Raw genomic sequence first — 22,946 nt, forward strand, 5'->3', positions numbered from 1 at the left:
GTTACGTAGAACGGTCGGGTTTGGCCAGATGTGTTCCCAACCGAGCTGCCCTTGCCGGAAAGCTGGCTCTATCCTCCGAGCCGCCAGCTCCGGCAGGTCCGCTGTCTCGACCACCGGTCAGGATCGCTGCCCTGGGCGAGAAATTGAAGAATTGTGGCAGGCTGGCCGCGCCGATGGCACCGGCGTCCTGGCCAAAACTGCCGAATGCGATTTCCGGAGACTGGCGTTGCTCGGGTGCGGCGTGCTCGACGGCTTGCTTCAGGAGAGATTTGAAAGTGTCTGGAAAGGTGCCGCCGAGATCGCTGTCGACAATGACCAGCGGCATGTCCAACAGGGCATAGGCCGAGCGCAAGGCAAGCGCGAGCGCCTCGGCGCAATCCTCCATCCATTCTCGATAGGGGAGGGCATCGTCATCGACCGCTTGCTGCAGGTCCGTCCTTTGCAGCCCGCCGAAATCCTCCGGCGCCAGATTGCGTGCCAGCGCCACCAGGGAGGCGCGCGTGATCAGCAGGTCCCAGGAATGGCGTGCCTTGGGGGCGGTTGGCAATCGGCTCGGCGGAACGGGGATCATGGCGACATCCCCGGCATTTCCGGTCACACCGCGCAGGACGTCGCCCTTCACGATCAGGCCGCCGCCAATGGCCGGTCCCAGAAAGATATAGAGAAAGTCGTCGTTCTGGCGGCCGAGACCGTAAAAGTGCTCCGCAACGGCCGCCGCCGTGCCGTCATTCTCGCTGAAAACGGGTAGACCCGTCGCGCCCTGCAGCGCCTCCGCCAGGTCATAGTCGTCCCATTCCCTGAAGTGGGCAGCCGGCAGGCCAAGCTCGTGCAGCCAGGCGCCGAGGTTGAACGGCTGTGCCAGGCCGATCCCGGTGATGCGCGTTTGCTGCTCTTGGCTCAGGTGGCCGCGCAGGATCGCAAGGTCCTCGGTCAGGATTTCCAGGGCACGTTCGGGCGCGGGCAGGATCAGGTCGTGAAGGCGGCGGGCGACGAGCCGGCCGGAAAAGTCCATCAGCACCGTTTCCATGTTGGTCCGGTCCAGCCGGACGCCAAAGGAATAGGCGCCCCCGGAGGCAAGCCGGAGCATGGTGGCGGGTTGGCCGCGGCCGCCGTCATGGCGTTTTCCCGCCTCGACGATCAGGCCTTCCTCGATCAGGTTCTGGATAATCGCGCCGATGGCGGCATTGGTCAGTTGCACGGCTCTGGAAAGTTCGGCCTTGGACGCTTCTCCGGCGCGTCTGAGAATTTGCAGAACAATGCGTTCGTTGTAGCGCCGCAATTGCGCGGAATTCGATCCGCGCCCGCTCTTGCGGGGTCCCTCCAAAATTCTCGCTCCCGGGTTTCGCGCCTGTCCGTAATCTCGACAGGGTCAGGCGCTTCAGAATAAATTATTTTGATGAAATTATTTGTCCGTTCGATCGCGCTGTCAATTCCGAAATGCTGTTGCAGCGCAAGGTTTCTGCATTGTGGTGCGGCAAGTTTCTGGAATTAAGGTTGAAAACCCAGATCCGCGCCGGGACCCGAAGGGCCGTGAAAGGACCTTTATAGACCGGAACGGGAGAGAGCGCGCTGTTTATCGTCCCATTTTGCTGCCCGGTCGGCCTGAACGGTTGCAATGGTGGGTATCGCCGGTCCGCCTGAGTGACCCCGTTGCCGATGCGCGCAAGTGCCGTATTGTCTCTGGACTTGGAGAATCGGAGAAAGAGCGCATGCCGGTCAATCACGACGAAGGGTTTCTGGCGCGGGCAATCGCCGCGGGTATGGGCGCGGAGCCTGCCGACCTGGTGATCAGGAACGTCCATCTGTTCAGCGTGGTCAACGGAACGACGGTGGAAACAGACATTGCCATCGCCGGCGACAGGATCGTGGGCACCCATGGCCGCTATTCGGGCAAGGTCGAACTCGACGGAACCGGCCTGACGGCCGTCCCCGGGTTCATCGACACGCATCTGCACGTGGAATCCTCCCTGGTCACGCCGTTCGAATTCGATCGCTGCGTGCTGCCGCACGGGGTGACCACGGCCATCTGCGATCCCCACGAGATCGCCAACGTCCTGGGGGCGGAAGGTATCCGCTACTTTCTGGAATCCTCTCTAGAAACGGTCATGGACCTCAAGGTCAACCTGTCTTCCTGCGTTCCGGCGACCGCCTTCGAGACCTCCGGAGCCTGTCTGGAAATCGACGACCTGCTGCCGTTCCGGGATCACCCCAGTGTGATCGGCCTTGCCGAATTCATGAATTTTCCGGGTGTCCTGGCGCGCGATCCCAAGGTGCTTGCCAAGCTGGCGGCGTTTCAGGGCGGTCATATCGACGGCCACGCGCCGCTGTTGAGAGGGGACGGCCTGAACGGTTATCTGGCGGCGGGTATCAGCACCGATCATGAGGCGACCACGGCCGAAGAGGCCCTGGAGAAACTCGCCAAGGGCATGGCCATACTGATACGGGAGGGCTCGGTGTCGAAGGATCTGGAGGCGCTGGCGCCGATCCTGACACCGGACGTGTCGGCCTTCGTGGCGCTGTGCACGGACGACCGCAATCCGCTGGACATTGCCGAGGAAGGCCATCTGGACAGCATGATCCGCCGCCTGATCGCCAAGGGCATCAGGCCGCTTGACGTCTACCGGGCAGCGAGCTGGTCGGCCGCCAATGCGTTCGGCCTGAAGGACCGGGGCGTGATCGCGCCGGGCAAGCGGGCGGACATCGCGCTCCTGAGCGATTTCGAGGATTGCCGGGTTGTCCAGGTCGTCAGCGGCGGTGTTGTTGTTCGTGACGAAGTTTTTCAGAGGCGCAAGATCGTTCCGCCCGTCGGCCTGGACAGCGTCAGGGTGGGGCCGGTCACCGCCATGAAATTCGAAATTCCCGCCCGCAACAGCGAAGCGGACGTCATTGGTGTCGTACCGGGAAAAATCATCACCGAACACCTGAAGCGGACCCTGCCGGTGACGGGCGGCAAGACGCTCGCCGATCTCGATCAGGACGTCTTGAAGGTGGCCGTGGTCGAAAGGCACAAGGGCACCGGCAATATAGGCCTCGGGTTCGTCAACGGCTTCGGCATGAAGCGGGGCGCGATCGCCTCGTCCGTCGGGCACGACAGCCACAACATCTGCGTGGTCGGCGCCAATGAGGAGGCCATGGCCCATGCGGTCAACCGGGTGATCGCCATGAAGGGCGGTTTTGCGGTTGCCGACAAGGACGGGGTCAAGGCCGAACTCTCCTTGCCGCTGGCCGGTCTGATGAGCCTGGAATCGTTCGAGACCGTGAAGACGGAGCTGGAACACCTGCGCGCCGCCGCCAAGGAGCTCGGCTGTACGCTTGCGGAACCCTTCCTCCAGGTCGCCTTCCTGCCACTGCCGGTGATTCCGCATCTGAAGATCACCGATTTCGGCATGTTCGACGTGAACAGGTTCGAGCTCATCGATCAGGGATCCTGACAAAGGTCATTCGCCATGATCCTGACCCTTGCCGTCTCCGGCTACCGTTCGTTGCGCGATCTTGTGCTGCCGCTGGACCGGATCACGCTGGTGACCGGGGCGAACGGCAGCGGCAAGTCGAGCCTCTACCGGTCCATCCGCCTGCTGGCCGAGGTGGCGCAGGGCCAGGCGATCGCCTCGCTGGCTGCGGAAGGAGGCCTGAATTCGACCCTTTGGGCTGGCCCCGAGGCGTTCTCCCGGGCCATGAAGACAGGCGAACAGCCGGTGCAGGGCGTTCTGCGCAAGGGCGTTGTCAGCCTGAAGCTGGGATTTGCCGATGAAGACTATGGCTATGCCATAGATCTCGGGCTTCCGGCGGATGCGGGCCATTCGATGTTTTCCATGGATCCCGAAATCAAGGCCGAAGCCCTTTGGGCCGGGGAGGCCTTGTCGCGGTCGAATGAAATCGCGGGCCGCAACGGTCCGGCCGTGCGCGTGCTGAACGAGCGGGGGCAGAGACTGCCGGTCCTGCAGAACCTTGCCCGCTTCGACAGCATGATGACCCATGCGGCGGATCCGAAAGACGGGCTTGAGCTGCTGGTCATGCGCGAACGCATGCGTGCCTGGCGGTTTTACGATCATCTCAGGACCGACCGGGACGCGCCGTCCAGATTTCCGAAGGTGGGAACAAGGACACCGGTCCTCAGCGGCGACGGCGGCGATCTGGCGGCGGCGCTTCAGACCATTCTGGAGATCGGCGACGAGCGCGGGCTCGCGGATGCCATCGACGACGCCTTTCCCGGTGGCGGTATCGAAATCTCCGTCAATGACGGCTATTTCGAATTGCTGATGCGGCAGAAGGGACTGTTGAGACCGCTCAGGGCGAGCGAGCTTTCGGACGGTACGTTGCGCTATCTGCTGCTCACGGCGGCGCTTCTGTCGCCCAGGCCCGCGCCCCTGGTCGTGCTGAACGAGCCGGAAACCAGCCTGCACCCGGCGCTTCTGGAACCCCTTGCACGCCTGATCGGCCGGGCCGCGCAAAAGACACAGGTTATCGTCGTTTCGCATGCGCTGCCGCTGGTCAGCGAACTGGCCGCCGAGAAAGACTGCGTCCGGTATGAATTGCGCAAGGAACTGGGGGAGACGGTTGTGGACGGTGTCGATGCACCCAGGTGGGCGTGGCCGAAACGGTGATCGTCAAGAAATCAAACCGTGTTCAATAAGTTTCTGATATTCCGAAACTATTGCCAACCGCCCAGGAGATCTTATCTAGCTGTCATGAAGGGGCGGTTGCAAAAAAGTACCGGGGTGTCGTTACGTCGCGAGTTGACGTGAACGGAAGGTTGCGTCATGTCAGAAGAGACCCAGAGAGGTGACACTTTGCTGACGCCCGGGTGCAATGGAGGAAGGAAGTTCCAGGGAGGTCTTTGAATTTCCGGGAATTTCTGGTTTGCAGCCGATCCGCGCAGTGAAGCGATAACGATGCGTTGGAGAACGTTATGACGACTGCGGAGGAGTGGAACGCGGCGTTTGAGCCCCGTCCAGTACAAGACTATCTCGATGCCACCGTGTCCCGGTTCGGCGCACGGCCGGCCGCCGATTTCATGGGCAAGGTCTGGAGCTATGCGGAGCTGGGAAACCTGGTCGACACGACAGCCGCCGGCCTGCAGGCCATGGGTGTCGGGCCGGGGGACCATGTGGGCCTGTGTCTGCCGAACACGCCCTTTTACACGATCTTCTATTTTGCGATCCTGAAGACCGGCGCCACCGTCGTCAATTTCAATCCGCTCTATGTGGAGCGCGAACTCGCATTCCAGGCGCGCGATGCCGATGTGCGCATCATGGTGACCATGGATCTGAAGATCATCTACGACAAGGTGGAGCAGGTCCGGCGCGAAAAGATCCTCGACACGATCATCGTCTGTCCGATGAGCTTTTGCCTGCCGACGCTGAAGAAGATCCTGTTCGGCCTGTTCAAGCGCAAGGAACTGGCCGACATTCCAGGGGACGCGGCCCACATCCGGTTTCACGAGCTCCAGACCAGAGGCAACACGCCCGCGCCGGTCGAGATCGACGTCAACGAGACGGTTGCGGTGCTTCAATATACCGGCGGTACCACGGGTGTGCCCAAGGGCGCGATGCTGACGCACAGGAACCTGTCCGCCAATATCGAGCAGATGCGCTGCATCTTCGAAAAGGCGCGCGAGGGCGAAGAGCGCATGCTGTGCGTGCTGCCGTTCTTTCACGTCTTCGCCATGACGGTTGCGCAGAATCTGTCGATCATTCTGGGCGCGGAAATGGTGTTGCAGCCGCGCTTTGAACTGAAGGCGCTGCTCGAGGCGATCGTGCGCAAGAAAGTGACGCTCTTTCCGGGCGTTCCCACAATCTACACGGCAATCAACAACGCGCCGATCACCGAGAAATACGATCTTTCCAGCATCAATCTGTGCCTGTCCGGCGGGGCGCCCCTGCCGGTCGAGGTGAAGGAAAGTTTCGAGAAGATCACCGGCTGCGTCCTTGTGGAAGGCTACGGCCTGACCGAATCCTCGCCGGTGGCCGCGGTCAATCCGCTGAACGACAGCCGAAGGGCCGGCTCCATCGGCCGGCTCGCGCCGGGAACAAGCGCGCGCTTCGTTAGTATCGAGGACAGGGTCAGCGAGGTTCCGGCCGGCGAAAAGGGCGAGCTGATGCTTCATGGTCCGCAGATCATGAAAGGCTACTGGAAACGCCCGGATGCCACAGCCGACAGCATCACCGGGGACGGCTACCTGCATACCGGCGACGTCGGCTATATCGACGGGGACGGTTTCATCTATCTGGTCGACCGGATCAAGGACCTGATCCTGTGCTCCGGCTACAACGTCTATCCGCGCGTGATCGAGGAAGCGATCTACCAGCATGAGGCGGTCGACGAGACGATCGTGATCGCGATTCCGGATGAATACCGCGGCCAGTCGCCCAAGGCGTTCATAAAGCTGAAGGACGGCTGTTCCCTCACAGGCGAGGATCTGAAGACCTTCCTCAGGGAGCACCTGTCGACCATCGAGCTGCCGCGGGAATTCGAATTCCGGGACGAGCTGCCGAAGACCATGGTCGGCAAATTGTCGAAAAAGGAACTGGTCGAGGAAGAGGCGGAAAAGCGGGCCCAGGCCGAGGCACAACGCGGCTGAGGCTTTCACGATGCCGATGCGGGGAAACGCACACCCCCGGATCGGCGTCCGTCATCTGCCGGACCTGCCCGGAATGATGCCAGGCGTTCAGGTCTGCGGGTCTTCGCGATCACGCGCAAACCTCAGTTGTTATACCCGCGCCCCTCGGCGGCGCGGGCGAGTTCGCGGCCGCGTTTGGCCTCGCGCCGGACCGTGTAGATCGAGGCGGCGATGATGACTGCCGCACCGATCAGGGTTTCCAGCCGGGGCCACTGGCTGAAGACCAGGGCACCGAATATGGTGGCGTAAAGCAGCCTGGTATAGTCGAGAGAGGCAATGGCGGTGGCTTCGCCGGCCTTGAACGCCTGGATGTTTGCCATCTGGGCCGCCCAGGACACGATGCCGATCAGGATCAGTACTCCCCATTGCGTCAGTGTCGGCGCCTGCCAGGTGAGCACCGCGGGGATCAGCATGATCAGGCCGACGCCGAAGGCCTGATAGGTCAGGATGGTGACCGGTGCGTCGGTTCGCGTGAGCATGCGCACCACGATCATCACCATGCCGGCGCAGGCCGCTCCGGCGAGGGCCATCAGGGCGAAGGGATCGAACAGGCCATCGCCATCGGGGCGCAGCATCAACACGACGCCGAGGAAGCCGACGATGGTCGCCCCCCAACGGTGCACGCCGACTTTTTCATCGAGCAGCCAGATGGCGAAAATCGTCAGGAAGAATGTCTTGGAGAAACTGATCGCGGTCGCGTCCGCCAGAGGCAACTCGATGACCGCGGTGAAGCCGAAAAGCATGGCTGTCGCGGCGACGACGATGCGGGTGATCTGGAGGCCGGGCCGCCTGGTTGCCAGGGACGTCGGCAGGCCGCTGAGGATCTTCGGGGCGACGATGATCAGCATGACACCCTGGCGGACGACCAGGATCTGAAAGACGCCCAGATCCTGGCCGACAAACTTGATCAGCGTGACCATGATGGAAAACAGGAAGGCCGCCAGCAGGATCCAGAGCGCGCCGATGGTGTTGGACGGCAGGTGCGCCGTCCTTCTGGCGAGACTGCGATGGAAACGATTGCCGGCGGCCCTGGGAGGCGCCGGCGGCTTGCTTTGCATGTCCATAATGGTTTCCGGGCGGACGGCATGCGGATGCGGCGGGCCGTGGGGGCCGGAGCAAGAGCACGTGCCGGATTGGGCTTTTCGTTGCAGTTGCGGCAAGCTTAGCGCGTTTCGTCCAGAAAGATAGGCCCTGCGGTTGGCCCATTCGCTCCGGAACGGCATAATCCTCCAAACAGGGGCGGCAAACCATGCAGAAGATCCAGACACAGGGCATTCATCACATCACGCTGGTCGGGGCCGACAGGCAGACCTCCATCGATTTCTGGGAGGGTCTACTGGGCATGCCTTTCGTGTTCGAACAGCCCAATCTGGACGATGCGGACCAGAGCCATCTTTATTTCGACCCGGGCGATGGCCGGCTGATCACGATTTTCACCAGCGAGGAGCGCACACCGGACCGGGAGCCGGCACCGCAGACCATCGGCTGCGTCCATCATCTGGCGCTGGACGTGTCCCAGGCGACGTTTCGCCAGATCGCCGGACGGCTGGATGCGCGCGGCATCGAGCACAGCGGCCCGAAAGACCGGGGGTTCATGGATTCGATCTATTTCCGTGACCCACTCGGTCTGCTGATCGAGCTGGCAAGCTACCGCTTCGTGCCACCGCAGGGGGTGCCGATGGGCGAGGTCATGCTGGAAGCTCACCGCATCCGGGTCGCCCGCGGCGACTACAATATCCAGGAAGCGCATCTGGCGGACGCGATCGAACTTCTGACCCGGGACAGGCGGCGCAGCCTGTCGGAGGACAGGACGCCGAAAGATCCCTATTGAAGGCACATCGGCAAGCTCAACACACAATAGCCTGTTCGATGGCTTGTTCCGGTCTGCCGGCCAGGAGCGGCGCGGGCACGGGGCTGTCCCATATTGCGCCGCAATGCAGGCCATGCCATCCTCGCCCGGCAAGTGAACCAATCGGTGATCCCGTGACGGGGCGCCAGGACTTCAATGAATGAAAACCGCGAAAAAGAAGCGTCCCGCCGCCGCTGACGACGTGATCGGCTGGCGTGAAATCGTCAGTCTGCCTGAACTGGGCGTGTTCGACATGCGTGCCAAGATCGATACCGGAGCGCGGACATCCGCGCTTCACGCAGAGAATCAGGAAGTCTTCGACCGGGACGGCCGGAACTGGGTGCGGTTTCGCGTTCCCGCGTCCCGCTATCACAGCGATTTCCGGGTTGAAGTACCGGTTCTCGACGAGCGCAGCATCAAGAATACGAGCGGCGTGCCGGAGCGCCGGATTGTCATACGCACCTTGCTGCATCTGGGCAGCCATCGCTGGCAGGTCGACGTGTCGCTGGCGGACCGGACCAACATGGGCTTTGACATGATCCTCGGGCGCACGGCCATCCGGCGGCACAAGGTTCTGGTGCATGCGGGCCGGTCGTTTCTGGCCGGCAAGCCGGACGTGGCCGGTGCCACGCGACAGGTGACCAACCACCGCTCAGCTACCCGCCAAGACTCAGCCACCCTACCGAGACCAGGGGACGAGGACCGATGAAGATTGCAATGATGGCGCGGAACGCGGAGCTCTATTCGCATCGACGCCTCAAGGAAGCCGCCGAGCAGCGCGGGCACGAACTCGAGATCATCAACACCTTGCGGTGTTACATGAACATCGCCTCGCGGCGGCCGGAGATCTATTACAACGGTGACAAGCTGACCGGGTTCGATGCGGTGATCCCGAGAATCGGGGCCTCGATCACCTTTTACGGTCTTGCCGTGCTGCGCCAGTTCGAGATGATGGGGGTGTTCCCGCTCAATGAATCCGTTGCGATCGGCCGGTCCCGCGACAAGCTGCGTTCGATGCAGTTGCTGGCGCGCGACGGGATCGGTCTGCCGGTCACGACCTTCGCCCATGATCCGAAAATGACCGAGGAAGTTCTGGCGACCGCCGGCGGCGCCCCCGTGGTGATCAAGCTCCTGGAAGGCACACAGGGAATCGGGGTCGTTCTGGCGGACACGGAACGGTCGGCCAAGTCGGTCATCGAGGCCTTTCGCGGCGCCAATGTGAATATTCTGGTGCAGGAGTTCATCAAGGAGGCGGGCGGTTCGGACATCCGCGCGCTGGTTGTCGGCGGCAAGGTCATCGCGGCCATGAAACGCACGGGGGCGGAGGGCGAGTTCCGGTCCAATCTGCACCGGGGCGGCACCGCGAATTCCATCAAGATCACGCCGGAAGAACGTTCCACGGCGCTGAGGGCGGCCAAGACCATGGGGCTCAACGTCTGCGGGGTCGACATGCTGCGGTCCAACCACGGCGCGGTGGTCATGGAAGTGAATTCCTCACCCGGGCTCGAAGGGGTCGAAAAAGCCACGGGGATCGACGTCGCCGGCAAGATCATCGACTTTCTCAGCAAGACCGCGCAAGCCGGCAAGACCAAGACAAAGGGACGCGGTTGAGCCCGCGCGTCAAGGCCTTCGAGATCGGCGATCACAAGATCGCTCCGGGGACCCGGCGCACGATCGATCTGCCGGTCAGCGTGCTGTCGGACCACACCCCGGTCACCATGTCGGTGCATGTGCTGCACGGGCGCAAGCCGGGGCCCGTTCTATTTGTCAGTGCGGCGGTCCATGGCGACGAGATCATCGGCGTTGAAATCGCGCGGCGGATCCTCAAGGCACCGCAACTGGACGCGCCTGAACTTGAGAAACTGAAAGGTACGGTGCTGGTCGTGCCGATCGTCAATGCCTTCGGATTTCTCAACCATTCCCGCTATCTGCCGGACCGCCGCGATCTCAACCGGTGCTTTCCCGGCAGCCAGCGCGGTTCCCTGGCGGGACGGCTGGCGCATCTTTTCATGCGCGAGATCGTCGACCGGGCGGATTACGGCATCGACCTGCACTCGGCGGCGATCCACCGCATCAACCTGCCGCAGATCCGGTTTTCGCCGACGCGGCCGGACACCCTGTCCCTGGCGCGGGCCTTTGGCGCTCCGGTGATGATGACGTCGAAACTGCGCGAGGGGTCCATGCGCGCGGCCGCCCAGGCCAAGGGGACCGACGTGCTGGTATTCGAGGCGGGGGAGGGCCTGCGTTTCGACGAGATGGCCATTCGTGCCGGCGTCTCCGGCATCCTGAGGGTGATGCGGGCGCTGAAGATGGTCGGCTCCAGGGGCATCACACGGCCGAAGGCCCGCTCCATGCTGACGAAGTCCAGTTACTGGGTGCGCGCTCCGGCGGGCGGGCTGTTGCGACCGTTCAAGTCGACCGGTGACATGATCGAGCCGGGCATGCTGCTGGGGATCGTCTCCGATCCCTTCGGCGAGAACGAACGGGACGTGATTGCGGACTATGGCGGCCTGATCGTGGGGCGGACCCATCTGCCAGTGGTCAACGAAGGCGACGGACTGTTTCACATTGCCGCCATCAGCGAGAAAGACGACGCGGAACTGACCCTCGACAGTCTCGCGTCCCAACTTGAAGCCGATCCCCTGTTCGACGAGGATGAAATCATATAACTTCGTCGGAACAGACAAAGCGTTCTCGCCGGTGCATCGGACATCAAGCCCCTCTGGCCCAGGTGCCCTCAGGGCGCTATGTTCAACCCGGTCGTCGCGAACAAAGCTCAATCGTTCTCGGGATTGCCTTCCCAAATTAGCAGGTCCAGTTTCATGAACCAGATGGTCACTCCGAAATTCGGCGTTGGCGCCGCGCTGCGCCGCAAGGAAGATGAACCGCTCCTGACCGGGCGCGGTGTCTATACGGCGGACTACAAGCCGGACGGATGCCTGCACGGGTACGTCCTGCGTTCAGCCATGGCCCACGCGCGGATCCGGCTCGACAATGTCGAGGACGTGCGCGCGATGGATGGGGTCCGCCAGGTTCTGACCGGGGCAGAGCTGGCCGGCAGAACCATGCCGTGCAAGGCCCTGCTGAAGCAGATCGACGGATCCCGGTTTCGGGTTCCGGAGCAGCCGGTGCTGTGCGCGGACGAGGTGCGCTATGTGGGCGATGCGATCGCGTTTGTCGTTGCCGATGACCTTCAGACAGCCCGCAGCGCCGCCGAAGCGCTGGAGGTCGATTACGATGCTCTGGACGTGGTCGTCGGGATCGAAAACGCGCTTGCGCCGGATGCGGTGAAGGTCTGGCCGGACTTCGGAACCAACGTCGCCTTTACCTACGGTCAGGGCGATCAGGCCCGGACGGAAGAGGCCTTTTCCGGCGCGGACAAGATCGTCTCCGTCGATCTCGTCAACAACCGCGTCGTCGCCAATTACATGGAGCTGCGCGGCTGCGTGGCCGAATTCGACCCTGAAAGCGGGCGTTTCAAGCTGACCCTGGGCACCCAGGGCGGCCATGGCATGCGCAACGTCATCTGCGAAATACTGGACCTTCCGGAGGAAGACCTGCAGGTGATCACGCCGGAAGTCGGTGGCGGGTTCGGCACGAAAGGGTTCTGCTACCGGGAGTATCCGCTGGCCATGATCGCGGCGAAGCAACTCGGCCGGCCGGTGCGCTGGGCGGGCGAGCGGATGGATCATTTCGTCACCGATGCCCATGGCCGGGACAATCTCAGCCATGCGGAGCTGGCGCTAGACAGCGACGGCAGGATCCTCGGGCTCAGGGTGGACGTCAAGGCCGCCATGGGCGCCTATCTGCACCAGTTCGGACCGTTCATTCCCTATGTGGGCACGTCCATGACTTCCGGTCTCTATGACATCCCCGCCGTGTTCGCCAAAGTGGAGGGGGTCTACATGAACACGGTGCCGACGGATGCCTTTCGCGGGGCGGGGCGGCCGGAAGCCGCCTATCTGATCGAGCGGCTGATTGAAAAGGCCGGCGAGGAGACCGGGCTTGGTCCGGTGGAAATCCGCAGGAGGAATTTCATCCGGCCGGAGCAGTTGCCCTACACCACCGGCACCGGGCGCATGTACGACACGGGAGATTTCGCGGGCCATCTGGACCGGGCCCTCGAGGTCGCCGGCTGGGCGGACTTCAAGGCGCGTCAGCAGGCCAGTGCGGCAAACGGCAAATACCGCGGCATCGGCATCTGCAGCTACGTGGAGGCCTGCGCCTTTCCCGGCAGTGAGGAAGCGACACTCGAACTTGATGCCTCTGGCGGCCTGACCCTGCTGATCGGCACACAGACCAACGGCCAGGGGCACGCAACGGCCTACAGCCAGGTCGTCGCCGAGCAGTTCGGCGTGACCATCGAGGACATCGAATTCATCCAGGGCGATACCGATCGGGTGCGCAAGGGCGGCGGCACCGGGGGCTCACGATCGATCCCCATCGGCCTGCCGTCGGTGCGCGATGCCAGCATCGCGCTGGTCAAGAAGGTCAAGGAACTGGCGGCCGACAAACTGGAAGCCGGGATCGAGGATCTTGAACTGGACAGCGGTGTCGTACGGGTGGTGGGAACCGACCAGCAGGTCACACTGGCCGAGATCGCCGCTTCGGCGGGGGAAACGCTGAAGGCAAGCGAAGAGGTCTCGCAGAGCGAAGCCACCTATCCGAACGGAACCCATATCGGCGAAGTGGAAGTCGATCCGGAGACCGGTGACGTCAAGGTGGTGAACTATGTCATCGTCGATGATTTCGGTGTCACGGTGAACCCGATGCTGCTGGTCGGCCAGGTCCATGGCGGCACGGTGTCCGCGATCAGCCAGGCGCTTTGCGAACACACGGTCTACGATGACGACGGTCAGCTCCTGACGGCGTCCCTGCTGGACTATCAGATGATCCGGGCGGGCGATCTTCCCGAAATCCGTTTCGAGACCCGCAATATTCCCTCCACGACCAATGCCATGGGCATCAAGGGGGCCGGGGAGGCCGGATCCATCGGCGGCTGTGCCTCCGTGATGAATGCGCTGCAGATGGCCCTCAGGGAAGGCGCTGGCGTCACCGACCTGATCGACATGCCGGCAACGCCGCTTCGGGTCTGGGAAGCGATCCAGGCGGCAAGATAGGCGCCGGCGTTTCACCGCTTCGGCACGGTCCTGCAGCACTCCAAAAGCCGCCCGCCTGGGCGGCTCCTAGAGTGTGACCCTTATTCCACGGGCATCGGCTGGGGTGTGCCGCCGTTGCGCTCGTACTCCCAGATATGAGTCTCGAACGCCCTCAGACGCTTGTAGACCGAAATCAGTTCCACGATCGTCGTCCAGGCATTGACCAGGTACTGGAACGAGCTTTCGACCCGGCTGAAGGCCCGAACGATCTGCTGCATCACGCCCAGGGTGATCGCTCCCGCGATGATGGTCGGCGCCAGGGCGAGATAAGGCACCAGAACGGTTGCCTGCAGGTAGGACCACTTGGCCACATCGAAATAAAGATAGTGGAAGAACAGCCGGAAGTAGTTCCTGCGGACGCCGGCATAAAGCTCGGCCACGGTTTCCGGCCTGGCACGATCCTCGTGATCCTCGCCGTAGACGAGTTCCTTGCGATAGGCGGCTTCCACTTTTTGGTTGTTGAATTCCAGGCCCGGCAGCTTGAAACCGACCGCGGCCAGCAGAACCGTGCCGGACGCTGCGGACAGCAGGGCGACATAGACAAGCGCGTGGTCCACCGGCCCGATCCAGGGCAGTTCCGTGACGTTCTTGGACAATTCCCACAGAAGCGGAAGGAAGGCGATCAGTGTCATCACCGAGCGCATGAAGGCGACCCCGAGCCCCTCCATGATCCGGGCAAAGCGCATGGTGTCTTCCTGAACGCGCTGGGCGGCGCCCTCGATGTCGCGCACCACATGCCAATAGGCCATGTAGTAGTCGTTCATGGCGGTGCGCCAGCGGAAGATGAAATGCTTGATGAAAAAATCCAGAACGACGGCGATGGCAACGTAAAGCGCGGCGATCCAGAAGAACGTCGACAGTTCCGCCATATAGGCCTCGAAGGTGGTGCTGCCCGGTTCTGAAAGTGCCTTCTGGATCATGTCGTAGAAACTGCCGAACCACTCGTTGATCCTGACATCGAGCTGAACCTTGTACCAGGTCACCCACAGAATGAGCACCGACCCGACCCAGGCCCACAGGAACCATGTGCGGTTTTGGAAAAAGGAACGGAACATGTGGTCGAGCCTCTCGAATCGGGGTTTCGCTGATTATAGATAACCGCTCCGGCAAAGGGAGAGCGGTGGCGCCCGATGAAGCGGTTTTGAAGAGGTTTTGACCGCGACCGGGCACAAATACCGAGTGGACATGGGGTCGGGTGCGCCGAAATGTTGCTTCGGCAGATTGCAAAGGGGCCGCTGTCACGAGATACTGGCTGTCCTGTCCCAACTGAACCCGTCCCTCACGTCGTCCGCCGGCAGGCGGGCACCCGAAAACCGCCGCAGAAATTCGTCCGGATGCAGCGTTGGACTTTCTCAGGTCTGCGTGCGCCCGACCCTCCTTTCGGGGGGCGTTTCTGCCGGCATCTGGATATCCCCGACATGGCGTCTTCGACCCTGAAATCCGGGCCTGCGGGTCCGCCGGCCCCGACCGGCATGACCCGGCAGGCCCCCTTGCTCGGCATCAGCCTGAAACTGGCCTCCACGCTGGTCTTTTTCGTGATGGCGACGGCATTGAAGATTGCCGCGGAGACGGTTCCCATCGGCCAGCTGGTGTTCGCGCGCAATTTTTTCGGCCTGTTTCCGGTTCTGATGATGGTGGCGATGCGGGGCGAACTCAGTCTCGCGTTCCGGACAGCCAACCCGAGAAGGCACCTGACGCGTGCAACGGTCGGCCTGTCGGCGATGGTCTGCTCGTTCACCGCGCTTTACCTTCTGCCTCTGCCCGATGCCACCGCCATCGGGTTTGCCACACCGCTGTTTGTGGTCGTGCTGGCCTTCTTCCTGCTCGGTGAAACCGTTCGCATCTATCGCTGGAGCGCGGTCGGCGTCGGCTTCATCGGTATTCTGGTCGTGCTGTCGCCGCATCTCGGCGAAGGAGATCTCGACGGGCCGTCCAAGTTCGGCGCAATGCTGGGGGTTGTGGGGGCCGGCTTCGCCGCGCTCGCCATGATCACCGTGCGCAAACTCTGCGAGACGGAGCGCACGTCGACCATCGTCACCTGGTTTGCCGGATCCTCGACCGTGCTGGCGCTGCTGACGTTGCCGCTCGGGCTGGTTCTGCCCGGGCAGGCGTGGATCGTCCCGGATCTTCCGACCGCCGGCCTTCTGGTCCTGATCGGCCTTGCCGGCGGGGTCGGGCAGATCCTGCTGACCCAGAGCTACCGTTTCGCGGATGCATCCACCATCGCCCCGTTCGACTATGTCAACATGCTGTGGGCGATCATCGTCGGCTGGGTGGTCTTTTCCGAGGTGCCCGTGCCGGAAGTCGTGACCGGGGCGCTGATCGTGATCGCCGCCGGGATCTTCGTCATCTACCGCGAGCACAAGCTGGGCCTCGACCGGACCAAGGCCCGCCGGGCCTCGTCGCCGTCGAGATCGTGAGATTGCCTTTACGGGCAGGGGCAGGGTTCAGTCCCGATCCGCCCGCCCAGTCAGCAGCTCCCGAATCCCGTGACCGTTACCGCTTGTATTCAAAACGCTCGACCGGGCTTTTCGTGCCGTCCGGGTAGATCAACTGAACGCTGACGGACTGCACCGAGCCGCCGGGCCGGGCGATGTAGGGCTTGTCCTTCAATACCGCGTTGGGATTGTCCGGATTGCAATCGTCCAGCGCCCACTCCTGGTCGATCGGGCCGTCGTTGACACCGTAGAACACATATTCGATGCCGCACTTCCAGGCTTCCAGATGCGTGAAATAGACCAGATCCTGGCCCTGCCAGTCGCGGAAGGACACCCAGTTTGCCTTGGTCACGTCGAGGATCTGCTTGATCTGCTCCGGCGGCATGCCCTGGGCGGTCGCCGGAAGCGGCAGGAGGCTGAGACCGAAAACGAGGGCGGCGGATTTCAAAATACGCATGGGACTTCTCCTGACAATCGGAGCGGTGGAAAACACGTTCGGGCAGCCTGCGTCCATAGGGTGGCAGGATGGTTAGAAGGCCTTGAAGGTGATGATCGTCTTGGTGTCCTGGATGCCATCGATCGGATGCACCTTTTCATTGACGAAATGGCCGATATCCGCGCCGTTTTCGATGTAGACCTTGACCAGAAGATCGTAGTCGCCGCTGGTGGAATAGACCTCGGAGGCAATCTCCGCGTCCGCGATCGCATTGGCGACCTGGTAGGTCTTGCCGAGCTGGCATTTGATCATCACGAAAAACGGGGTCATGCGGCGCTCCGGATGCTGGGACAGTGCAAAATGATGACCTAGGACATCGCGCATCTCGCCAATCCAGTCAATCGCTTCTGCTGTCCGTTGGCAATGTCCCGCAGCGATCAGGGACTTGCAATGCAGGTCGAGCCTTGTTAGCTGTTCGATATCTCATGGGGGTGCCCGGCGATCGTGGATCGGGCTGAGAGGCGGCTGGCCAACTCCTTGAACCTGATCCGGCTTGTACCGGCGGAGGGATTTGAGATGATGACCTTCTGGGCCACCGGCCCGTTTCAGTTTCATTGCGATGCCGGAACTGGCGCTACTGGCGCTGGCGATACCGGAATGTGCGATCTCGGCACAGACGTAACCGGCATGTGGTCAGCCGTTGCCGGAGGTGTCTCATGAGCCTCAGTGTCGCCGCATCCACCGCGCCTCTTGCCGCTGTGACGGTTCACGATCTGTTGCAGCGGGTGCGTCAGAAGTCGCCACGCGTTCATGCGATCACCAACGCAGTCGCCCAGAATTTCACCGCCAATGTGTTGCTGGCGCTCGGTGCCGTGCCCTCCATGACCGTCGCCGAAGACGAAGTCGCCGGCTTTGCCGCGAGCGCGGACGCGCTGCTGGTCAATCTGGGAACACTCGATGCGAGCCGCCGTGTGGCGATCCCGCTTGCCGTTCAGGCGGCGCGGGCGGCCGGGCATCCGGTCTGCCTCGATCCCGTCTTCGTCAACCGGTCGCCCGTCCGCTGCGCCTTCGCCGGGAAGCTGCTGGCGGACGGGGCGGATCTTGTGCGTCTGAACGCGCCGGAAATGGAGGCGCTGTTCCCGGATCGCGACAGCGTGGAAAAGCTGATCGCGGGCGGCACAGTGTTTGCGGTGACCGGCGCGGAAGACAAGATCGAGAGCAGGGGCGGGGATTTCCGGCTCATGAACGGACATGCGCTGATGGCGCGTGTCACCGCCACGGGCTGCGCGGGCGGCGCGGTTCTGGCCGCCTTTGCCAGCGTCGAGCCCGACCGGGCGCTGGCTGCCGCCTGTGGCTTGTCGGTGTTCAACATCGCCGGCGAAATGGCGGCCGCCAGGGCCGGCGGGCCGGGAACCTTGGTTCCCGAACTGCTCGACGCGCTTTACGCGATGAGCCTGGGCGATATCGAGGCCCGGCTCAAGGCCGCCTGAAACATGTATTCAGAACACACGAAGGAGACGCCATGACCGCGATCGCGGTGACCATAGCAGGCTCGGATTCCGGCGGTGGGGCCGGCATCCAGGCCGACCTGAAGACATTTTCCGCACTGGGTGTCTATGGCGCCAGCGTGCTGACGGCCCTGACCGCGCAGAACACGCTGGGCGTGAGCGCGCTTCACGAGGTGCCGCCCGATTTCGTTCTGGCGCAGATGGATGCGGTCTATTCGGATCTGAAGGTGAACGTGACCAAGATCGGCATGCTGGCACGTGTCGACGTGATCGAGGCGGTTGCCGAGGGGCTGACGCGGCATGACACGGGACCGGTGGTGCTGGATCCGGTCATGGTGGCCGCGTCCGGAGACCCGCTGCTGGCCGACAGCGCCGTCGACTGCCTGATGTCGGTGCTCGTGCCGCGCGCGGATGTCGTCACGCCGAACCTTCATGAAGCCGCCCGGATGCTGGAGACAGCGATGGCGGACAGTGAAACGGCCATGCGCGCGCAGGCCGACAGCCTGTTGAAGCGCGGTGCACGGTCGGTGCTGCTGAAAGGCGGACACGGCACCACCGACGAAAGCGCGGATCTTTTCGCGGATTCGCTGGGAAACGTGACCTGGCTGCGGGCGAAACGGGTCGCCACGGACAACACCCATGGCACCGGCTGTACCCTGTCCTCGGCGATCGCGGCCGGACTGGCCCTCGGCAAGGACCTGGACAGCGCGATCCGGGATGCCAAGTCCTATGTCCACGCGGCCATTGCCGCCGCCGACAGGCTCGCGATCGGCGCAGGGCACGGACCGGTCCACCATTTTCATGAAATCTGGAGCAAATGACATGTCCGAAGGACGTTCGCACAAGACCAGGCTGATCGACCGGAGAGCTCTTCTGGGGGCGTCCGCGGCTGCCGGCACGGCGGCACTGGCCGCGCCGGCGCTTGCACAGGACGGGGCGACCATCGAATGGAAGATGGTGACGTCCTGGCCGAAGAACCTGCCCGGACCCGGCGTGACCGCGCGGCGGATCGCCGACAGCATCGGCAGGATGTCCGGGGGGCGGCTGCGCGTGCGGCTGTTTGCGGCCGGAGAGCTGGTGCCGGCGCTCGGCGTCTTCGACGCGGTTTCCGCCGGTACGGCGCAGATGGCGCACACGGCCTCGTTTTTCTGGCAGGGCAAGATCCCGGCCGCCGTCTATTTCACCGCAATCCCCTTCGGCCTGCTGCCGCATGAGCACATCAGCTGGATCGAACAGGGTGGCGGGCAGGCGCTCTGGGACGAACTCTACGCTCCTTTCGGACTGAAACCGGTGATGGCGGGAAACACCGGGGTGCAGATGGGGGGCTGGTACAAGCGCGAAATCACTGGCCTCGACGACCTGAGGGGATTGAAGATCCGCATGCCGGGTCTTGGCGGCGAAGTGATGCGCCGGCTCGGCGCGACACCGGTCAGCCTGCCGCCGGGCGAATTGTTCCAGGCCCTTCAGAGCGGCGTTCTGGATGCAACGGAATTTCTGGGTCCCTGGTCCGACCGGGCAATGGGCTTTCACAAGGTCGCCAGCTCGTATTACTCACCCGGCTTCCACGAGCCGAACGGAACCGGCGAAGCGCTGTTCAATCAGGTGGCGCTCGAAGGTTTGCCGGAGGATCTCCGGGCCATCGTGCTGGAAGCCTGCCGGGCGGAAAACGGCCGCTCGCTTGCTGAAAGCGACTGGGAAAATGCCGGGGCCCTGCGTCTGCTTCAGGAAAGGGACGGGGTCACCGTGCTGCCCTATCCGGACGACGTGATGACGGCCCTGCGAGAGACCTCCGCAAAGGTCCTTGCGGACTTCGCGGACAAGGACGCCCTCGGCAGGCGGATCCACGACAGTCAGCAGGCTGCGCTGTCCCGCCTTTCGCCCTGGAGCGATGTCGCCATGCGCCGGTTCATGGCGGCACGGGACGGCGAGCGCCCTGCGCGTCGGGATTGACCCGGTCCGCCGGAGCGGATTCGGGAGATCGCCCCGGAGACCACCCCCGGAGACCACCCCCGGAGACCACCCCCGGAGACCACCCCAGGAGACCCCGGCAGGGCAGGCCGGTGTCCTGGGGTCGAGCCGGATCTGGCCGGGAGGGAAGACTTGCCATCGATGTTTTTACCAAGATGTTGCAAGGCACTTATGGCAAGAAGTGAACATATTCCCTTAGGAAACCTGTGACAAAGTCGCAACGTTGCGATGCTAATTGACGTTATCGGAAGGTCATGGAGTTGTTGCCTGTTTTTTGGGCAAGTGATCGAAAGTGTGTCGATACCATGAAGAACAGTCTCCGGAAGTGTTGTTTGGGAAGTTTCTGAAGCCCTCCGGTAGAAATTGCTCGTCTTCTTGCATCGTATTTTGCGTTGCAACATGTGTTGTCGCATACGCAATCGCCTTTATTATTGTGTTGTATCCCGGCTCTTTCTCCGAAAAATCAGTCACTGGATGTCGTGACCCGTCCCGGTGGGGCGGACAAGGGAGGAAACGCTATGAAGAGCGCAAACAAAAATTCGGTTCTATTTGCATCGACTGCGATAGCACTATCCATGATTGCGGGAACTGCGCATGCAGGTGGCTTCGCGCTGCGTGAGCAGAGTGCCTATTTTCAGGGGATGTCCTTTGCGGGATACGGAACGACGGGTGGGGGCATTTCGTCGATGTACTGGAACCCGGCGTCCCTGATGGGCGCACAGCAGGGGCTGACCGTGGAGGCGCACAGCTCGGGCCTGTTCCCGGTGTCGGATATCGATGGCACCCTGTCCGGGGGGCTGCTGGGAACGTCGTCCGTCGGCAGCGGCGATATCGCCTCCGACGCTTTCATTCCCGCGTCCTACGCCGCCTACCGGCTCAACGAAAAGCTGATCTTCGGTGTCGGCATCAATGCGCCCTTCGGTCTGTCCACCAAACCCGATCTGAACTGGGCCGGCCAGTTTTATTCAAGGTCGTCCTCGGTCTTTTCCCTGAACGTGAACCCGGCCATCGCCTATCAGATCAACGACATGGTCACGGTCGCGGTCGGCGTCCAGGTTCAGTATCTTGACGTCTCCCTGAAGTCCGCCGATGCGACCTCGGGCGCAGGCTTTCCGCGGTCGAACGAGATCAAGGGCGACAGCATCGGTTTCGGTGTCACGGCCGGTCTGACCGTGCGTCCCTTCGAAGGCACCGAAATCGGCATCGGCTACCGCTCTGGTGTCGGTCACGATCTGGAAGGCGACCTGTTCGCCAGCGGGACCAGAAGTGCGATCGGCCTTGGCGTGGTGACGCCGGATATGGTCAACATCTCCGCCAAACAGCGGCTGACCGACAAGTTCCGGGTTCTGGGAACCGTCGAATGGACCAACTGGAGCCGGCTGAAATCGCCGCGGGCGATCTCCGACGCAACCGGCGCCACGCTGACCACCCTGCATTTCAACTATGATGACGGCTGGTTCTTCTCGCTTGGAGGCGAGTACGACTTCAACGAGAAGCTCACCTTGCGCGCCGGTCTGGGGTATGAAATTTCCCCGATCGACGAGGAAATCCGCTCGACCCGTCTGCCGGACAACAATCGCTGGTGGCTGTCCGCCGGTGCCAGCTACAACTTCAACCAGCACCTGTCCGTTGATCTGGGCTACACCCACATCATCCCGGAATCGACCAGCATCAACATCGATGCGGACCATCAGGACTACAACTCGACCTTCGGCACCTACGCCGCGGATGTCGACAGCCACGTGAACATTGTCTCAGCATCGCTGCGCTACAAGTTCTGAACCGAATCCTCAGGGTCACGAAAACAAGGAAGGCCGGGGTGTTCCCCGGCCTTTCGCGTTTCGATGGACGGCTTTCGGTCTCAGAAGGCCGACGGAAACAGCCCGCCGTCCAGCAGGATGTTCTGGCCGGTGATGTAGCCGGCCTGGCGGGAGCACAGGAAGGCGCAGGTCTGTCCGAACTCCTCCGCCGTTCCGAAACGCTGCGCGGGGATCTCGGCAGCCTGTTCGGCCCGAACCGCGTCGATGCTGCGGCCGCTTTGCTCGGCGGCGCGGGCAAAACCGCCCTTGAGGCGGTCCGTGTCCATCTTGCCGGGCAGCAGATTGTTGACGGTAATACCGTGCGGGGCGAGCTGGCGGCAGACGCCGGCCAGAAACGCGGTCAGTCCGGCCCGGGCCCCGCTGGACAGGTCAAGGCCCTCGATCGGCATCCTGACCGACAGGGAGGTGATGTTGACGATGCGCCCGAAACCGCGTTGCTTCATCCCCGGCGTGACGGCCTGGATCAGTTCGACCGGGGTCACGAAATTCTGGAGGACCCCTTCAAGAAGCGCTTCGCGATCAAGTTCCGAATAGTCCTTGCGGGGCGGTCCACCATTGTTGTTGATCAGGATATCGGGCTCGGGGCAGGCGGACAGCAGAGCCTCTTGTCCCGCACGGGTGGAAACATCAGCCGCCACGACGCGCACCTCAACACCGAATCGATCCTCGATGGTGCTGCGTGTCGCCGCCAGAGCGGCCTCGTCACGTCCGTTCAGAACGATCGAGCAGCCCGCTTCCGCCAGTGCTTCGGCGCAGCCTCTGCCCAGTCCGCGGCTGGATGCGCACACGATTGCCTTCTTGCCTTCCAGGCCAAGCTCCATGACCGATCTCCTTTGTGATGGTTGTGGGTCCCTATGTGACCCCCGAAGCGGGAGCTGTCAAACCCGCAGCGCGGCAGCAAGGCGGCAGATGAGGGACCCGGTTCAGGGGCAGCGGGCGAGGGGAGGCAAGGTCATGCCGCAAGCCCGATACGGACCCGACAAGATTTCACACGCGCGGGCAGCCGATAGACCTGCGCCATTCCCCAGGGGCATGAGGTTCTAATCATCCCGGTGGAAGACAAACGCGGCCCTGGCCGTTCCCGGCGTTGTCATAATAGTGATACCTGAATCGCGTCTATAGCGCCCCAACAGGATTTTGGAGATGCGC

General features: G+C 62.8%; 19 protein-coding genes and 1 riboswitch. Of the genes, 13 read left to right on the top strand and 6 right to left on the bottom strand.

Features of this window, described 5'->3' with window-relative positions; translation table 11 throughout:
• Position 1 precedes the first annotated feature (1 nt).
• A complete protein-coding gene (locus WNZ15_RS05900; RefSeq protein WP_342892029.1) occupies positions 2-1,324 on the bottom strand; it encodes an ROK family transcriptional regulator in 1,323 nt (440 codons plus the stop codon).
• A gap of 385 nt (positions 1,325-1,709) precedes the next feature.
• Between WNZ15_RS05900 and ade the strand changes: the two genes are divergently transcribed.
• The 3 genes from ade to WNZ15_RS05915 all read left to right on the top strand — a co-directional run bounded on the left by ade (position 1,710) and on the right by WNZ15_RS05915 (position 6,580).
• The gene (gene ade / locus WNZ15_RS05905; protein WP_342892030.1) at positions 1,710-3,431 is read left to right on the top strand and encodes an adenine deaminase; all 1,722 of its coding nucleotides are present in this window, start codon (positions 1,710-1,712) and stop codon (positions 3,429-3,431) included.
• A gap of 15 nt (positions 3,432-3,446) precedes the next feature.
• A complete protein-coding gene (locus WNZ15_RS05910) occupies positions 3,447-4,604 on the top strand; it encodes an AAA family ATPase (RefSeq protein WP_342892031.1) in 1,158 nt (385 codons plus the stop codon).
• 305 nt (positions 4,605-4,909) lie between these two features.
• Positions 4,910-6,580, top strand: a complete 1,671-nt coding sequence (locus WNZ15_RS05915; protein WP_342892032.1) for a long-chain fatty acid--CoA ligase — start codon at positions 4,910-4,912, stop codon at positions 6,578-6,580.
• Positions 6,581-6,702: 122 nt separating this feature from the next.
• On the opposite strand, the gene WNZ15_RS05920 is transcribed toward WNZ15_RS05915, so the two are convergent.
• Positions 6,703-7,683 (bottom strand): DMT family transporter, encoded by a 981-nt coding sequence (locus WNZ15_RS05920; protein WP_342892033.1) that lies wholly within the window; start codon positions 7,681-7,683, stop codon positions 6,703-6,705.
• 185 nt (positions 7,684-7,868) lie between these two features.
• Between WNZ15_RS05920 and WNZ15_RS05925 the strand changes: the two genes are divergently transcribed.
• The 5 genes from WNZ15_RS05925 (at position 7,869) to WNZ15_RS05945 (ending at position 13,588) form a co-directional block, all read left to right on the top strand.
• On the top strand, positions 7,869-8,450 hold the full coding sequence (locus WNZ15_RS05925) for a VOC family protein (protein ID WP_342892034.1): 582 nt from the start codon (positions 7,869-7,871) through the stop codon (positions 8,448-8,450).
• 178 nt (positions 8,451-8,628) lie between these two features.
• Positions 8,629-9,177, top strand: a complete 549-nt coding sequence (locus WNZ15_RS05930) for a RimK/LysX family protein (protein WP_342892035.1) — start codon at positions 8,629-8,631, stop codon at positions 9,175-9,177.
• Positions 9,174-10,079, top strand: coding sequence for a 30S ribosomal protein S6--L-glutamate ligase (gene rimK, locus WNZ15_RS05935; protein WP_342892036.1), 906 nt, complete (start codon positions 9,174-9,176; stop codon positions 10,077-10,079). Before WNZ15_RS05930 ends, rimK begins: the two co-directional genes overlap by 4 nt.
• A complete protein-coding gene (locus WNZ15_RS05940; protein ID WP_342892037.1) occupies positions 10,076-11,137 on the top strand; it encodes a succinylglutamate desuccinylase/aspartoacylase family protein in 1,062 nt (353 codons plus the stop codon). Before rimK ends, WNZ15_RS05940 begins: the two co-directional genes overlap by 4 nt.
• A 153-nt stretch (positions 11,138-11,290) precedes the next feature.
• A complete protein-coding gene (locus WNZ15_RS05945; protein WP_342892038.1) occupies positions 11,291-13,588 on the top strand; it encodes a xanthine dehydrogenase family protein molybdopterin-binding subunit in 2,298 nt (765 codons plus the stop codon).
• Between the two features lie 80 nt (positions 13,589-13,668).
• Here WNZ15_RS05945 and WNZ15_RS05950 read toward each other — a convergent pair whose 3' ends face one another.
• Positions 13,669-14,682: a putative transporter gene (locus WNZ15_RS05950; protein ID WP_342892039.1), complete on the bottom strand. Its 1,014-nt coding sequence runs from the start codon at positions 14,680-14,682 to the stop codon at positions 13,669-13,671.
• A gap of 363 nt (positions 14,683-15,045) precedes the next feature.
• Between WNZ15_RS05950 and WNZ15_RS05955 the strand changes: the two genes are divergently transcribed.
• A complete protein-coding gene (locus WNZ15_RS05955) occupies positions 15,046-16,047 on the top strand; it encodes a DMT family transporter (RefSeq protein ID WP_342892040.1) in 1,002 nt (333 codons plus the stop codon).
• 76 nt (positions 16,048-16,123) lie between these two features.
• On the opposite strand, the gene WNZ15_RS05960 is transcribed toward WNZ15_RS05955, so the two are convergent.
• Together WNZ15_RS05960 and WNZ15_RS05965 are read right to left on the bottom strand one after the other, a co-directional pair.
• A complete protein-coding gene (locus WNZ15_RS05960; RefSeq protein WP_342892041.1) occupies positions 16,124-16,522 on the bottom strand; it encodes a hypothetical protein in 399 nt (132 codons plus the stop codon).
• 72 nt (positions 16,523-16,594) lie between these two features.
• Positions 16,595-16,831, bottom strand: a complete 237-nt coding sequence (locus WNZ15_RS05965) for an Lrp/AsnC ligand binding domain-containing protein (protein ID WP_342892608.1) — start codon at positions 16,829-16,831, stop codon at positions 16,595-16,597.
• Between the two features lie 147 nt (positions 16,832-16,978).
• Positions 16,979-17,089, top strand: a riboswitch (TPP riboswitch).
• Between the two features lie 128 nt (positions 17,090-17,217).
• Here WNZ15_RS05965 and WNZ15_RS05970 point away from each other — a divergent pair.
• The 4 genes from WNZ15_RS05970 (at position 17,218) to WNZ15_RS05985 (ending at position 21,758) form a co-directional block, all read left to right on the top strand.
• On the top strand, positions 17,218-17,991 hold the full coding sequence (locus WNZ15_RS05970; protein WP_342892042.1) for a hydroxyethylthiazole kinase: 774 nt from the start codon (positions 17,218-17,220) through the stop codon (positions 17,989-17,991).
• 32 nt (positions 17,992-18,023) lie between these two features.
• On the top strand, positions 18,024-18,830 hold the full coding sequence (gene thiD, locus WNZ15_RS05975) for a bifunctional hydroxymethylpyrimidine kinase/phosphomethylpyrimidine kinase (RefSeq protein ID WP_342892043.1): 807 nt from the start codon (positions 18,024-18,026) through the stop codon (positions 18,828-18,830).
• Position 18,831: 1 nt separating this feature from the next.
• On the top strand, positions 18,832-19,959 hold the full coding sequence (locus WNZ15_RS05980) for a TRAP transporter substrate-binding protein (RefSeq protein ID WP_342892044.1): 1,128 nt from the start codon (positions 18,832-18,834) through the stop codon (positions 19,957-19,959).
• Between the two features lie 593 nt (positions 19,960-20,552).
• The gene (locus tag WNZ15_RS05985) at positions 20,553-21,758 is read left to right on the top strand and encodes an outer membrane protein transport protein (protein ID WP_342892045.1); all 1,206 of its coding nucleotides are present in this window, start codon (positions 20,553-20,555) and stop codon (positions 21,756-21,758) included.
• Between the two features lie 80 nt (positions 21,759-21,838).
• Here the strand turns inward: WNZ15_RS05985 and WNZ15_RS05990 are convergent, their stop codons facing one another.
• Entirely contained in the window at positions 21,839-22,618 is a 780-nt protein-coding gene (locus tag WNZ15_RS05990) for an SDR family oxidoreductase (RefSeq protein WP_342892046.1), read from the bottom strand.
• Positions 22,619-22,946: the final 328 nt, after the last annotated feature.

The sequence above is a fragment of the Roseibium sp. AS2 genome (assembly GCF_038900065.1).
Classification (GTDB): domain Bacteria; phylum Pseudomonadota; class Alphaproteobacteria; order Rhizobiales; family Stappiaceae; genus Roseibium.